We start from the raw sequence: 2,674 nt of genomic DNA on the forward strand, positions 1-2,674 counted from the left end.
TGGGACCGGTGCGGCGGTGGTTGCGGGAGCGCCCGCCGTGCTGGTGGCGGGCAGCGTCTGGGTCGACGTCGCCGGCGGAGTGATCGCCGACGGTTCGAGCACGTCCTTTGCGTTGGTGCAGGCGGCAAGAGCCAATGCCACAAGCAATGACACGGTCGTCACATGCGATCGTCTCATTTGCCTTCTAACTCCTTGGCGAAGAACGCCTCCCATTGTGGATTCACTGTACGATCAAGTCGAGATCATGGCGGGACAGCGGCTTGGGCTGGGATTCGGTGGTCAGGTAGGTGCGGCCAAGCGTCATCGCCGTCTCGGTATCGGAGTCCATGATGATCATATGGGCGAACAGCGTCATGTTGGGCGCGATCGGTTCGGGATTGCCCTGGTAGAACATCGGCATGTCCATCCAGGACGGGGTGAAGCGGGCGCCGACCGAATAGCCGCAGGCGTTCAGCCGGTGCTTGGTCAGGCCGTGTGCCTCCATGGTGCGGGCATGCGCATCGAAGACGTCGCCGAAGCTGTTGCCCGGCGTCATCGCCTTTTCGACAGCCAGGAGTGCCGCGCGGGCGGCGTCGAACAATTCCTGATGGCGCTTCGACACCTTGCCGGTCAGCACCGTGCGCATCATCGGTGCGTGGTAGTGGTTGAAGACGCCGGCCCATTCGAGCGTCAGCTGGTCATTTTTGGTGAGCTTGCGGCGGCCGGCCTTGTAGCGGCACAGCAGCGCATCGACGCCGGAGCCGATGATGAATTCGTTGGCCGGATAGTCGCCGCCGCCGGCAAAGATCGCACCCTGCATGGCGGCCAGGATCAGGGCTTCGTCGCCACCTTGCTTGATCAGCGGCAGCGCCGCGTCGAGCGCGTCGTCGGAGAGATTGGCGGCCTTCTCGGCCTTGGCGATCTCGGCCGGACTCTTGAACAGGCGCAGCCGCCCGACAATTCCGGACGCATCGGCGATCTGGCCGAAGGTCTGCAACTGCTCGTCGAGGCGGCGGCCATTGAACGCGGTCAGGCCATGGGTGTCGTATTCGACACCGATGCGGGCGCCGAGCAGGTCGAGTTCGTTGAGCAGATTGCGCAGGTCGACCGCCGGATTGGCGCCATTACGGTCCGTCCACAAGACGATGTTGTCGATAATCGAGGTCTGACGCGCCTGGCGCAGGTCGGCCGAGCGGGTCAGCAGCACCATCGAACCGTCGGCCTTCACCACCAGGCACTGGAAGAAGCAGAAGCCGAACGTGTCGTAGCCGGTCAGCCAGTACATGCTTTCCTGCGCGAACAGCAGGATGGCATCAAGCTTTTTTTCGGCCATCTCGATGATCAGCCGGTCGCGCCGCGCGTCAAATTCAGATCGTTCAAAATGCAGCGCCATTATTCCCTCTCCAAGACGATTGCCGAAACCTGCCGGCCGTAATCGGGCTCCTTGCGATGCGTGGTGCGCCGGTAGGAGTAGAACAGGCCTTCCTCGGCGTAAGTGCAGCGGTCGAGGCCTTCAGCCGTCACGCCGGCCTCGGCCAGCCGGTCAACCGTGTAGCGGTTGAGGTCGAACATGGCATGGCCGGCATTGGCGGACGGCGCGAAATAGAGGATATTTTCGGCATCGGCTTCGACAAAGCGGGCGACGAATTCCGGGCCGACCTCGTAGTTATCAGGGCCGATGGAGGGGCCTAGCACGGCGATGATGTTTTGGCGCCGGGCGCCGAGGCTTTCCATCGCCAGGATGGTGTTTTCGAGCACGCCGGTGAACGCGCCTTTCCAGCCGGCATGCGCGGCGCCGATGATGCGCGCCTCAGCATCCGCGAACAGCACGGGACCGCAATCGGCGGTCGAAGCGCCGATGGCGATGCCCGGCCGGTCGGTGACGATGGCGTCTGCCTTGGGCCGCTCGCCGGCAAAGGGCTCCCTGGCGATGATGACGTCGGGCGAATGGATTTGCCAGGCGGTCAACAGATGGTTCGCCGGCACGCCCATCCAGGCGGCGACGCGGCCGCGGTTCTCTGCGACCAGCGCCTGGTCGTCATTCGATCCGGTGCCGATGTTGAGGCCCTGGTAGATGCCGCCGGAGACACCGCCGATGCGGGTGAAATAGCCGTGGCGGATGCCTTGTGCCTGCGCCTTGTCCAGCAGCGGCGACCGAACGGGATCCGGTTTGGTCTGATTCAGCATGCGGGCGTTGTTGTCCGTGTGGGCGGTTTCGTCAAGAAGAAGGTGCTTGGTCGAGAACAGGCGCTGCAAAGCGCGGACGGGAGATTGGGAGGGGCGGCGGTAAAAAGTCAATCCGCCCCGGCGAAGGGCCGAACCGCCACGCCGCGAGGCAGTACCGCAAGCACCTTGAACAGCTCGCCCATGGCTTGCGGCCCTGCGAGGCGTTCGACGTCGCCGGCGATCCTTTCGCGCGCCGCCTGGCCGGCATCGGCGCCAAGCCGGCCGGCGCGCTCGAGGATGCCCATGCCGAGCAGGAAGTCGCCCTGTGTCGTCAGATGGGCTTCGAGGCCATGTGCACGCACGATCGCGGCCAGGGCGGCGAAATCGACATGGGAGGTGAGGTCGGCCTCACCGGGATTGGCCAGCACATCTTCGTGATCGTGGCTTCGCAAGGCCTGCAGCGTGTCCCCGACACCCGGCTGGAGATGGCCATAGTCGATAAACAGGCCAGCGCCGCCATGCCTGGATA

General features: G+C 64.5%; 3 protein-coding genes. All 3 read right to left on the reverse strand.

What is annotated here, in order from left to right; all coding sequences use genetic code 11:
• Positions 1–220 precede the first annotated feature (220 nt).
• The gene (locus tag EN939_RS28930) at positions 221–1,372 is read right to left on the reverse strand and encodes a M24 family metallopeptidase (protein WP_127270541.1); all 1,152 of its coding nucleotides are present in this window, start codon (positions 1,370–1,372) and stop codon (positions 221–223) included.
• Positions 1,372–2,166 (reverse strand): peptidoglycan editing factor PgeF, encoded by a 795-nt coding sequence (gene pgeF, locus EN939_RS28935; protein ID WP_127270538.1) that lies wholly within the window; start codon positions 2,164–2,166, stop codon positions 1,372–1,374. Before pgeF ends, EN939_RS28930 begins: the two co-directional genes overlap by 1 nt.
• 107 nt (positions 2,167–2,273) lie before the next feature.
• Positions 2,274–2,674: SAM-dependent methyltransferase (locus EN939_RS28940; protein WP_206528365.1), on the reverse strand; the 401-nt coding region annotated here is incomplete at its 5' end.

This window comes from Mesorhizobium sp. M7A.F.Ca.CA.002.05.1.1, from assembly GCF_003998335.1.
GTDB lineage: Bacteria > Pseudomonadota > Alphaproteobacteria > Rhizobiales > Rhizobiaceae > Mesorhizobium.

Bases quoted from the DNA above. Each gene is read 5' to 3' on its own strand.
- EN939_RS28930 (WP_127270541.1), bottom strand. From the start codon at position 1,372: ATGGCGCTGCATTTTGAACGATCTGAATTTGACGCGCGGCGCGACCGG.
- pgeF (WP_127270538.1), bottom strand. From the start codon at position 2,166: ATGCTGAATCAGACCAAACCGGATCCCGTTCGGTCGCCGCTGCTGGAC.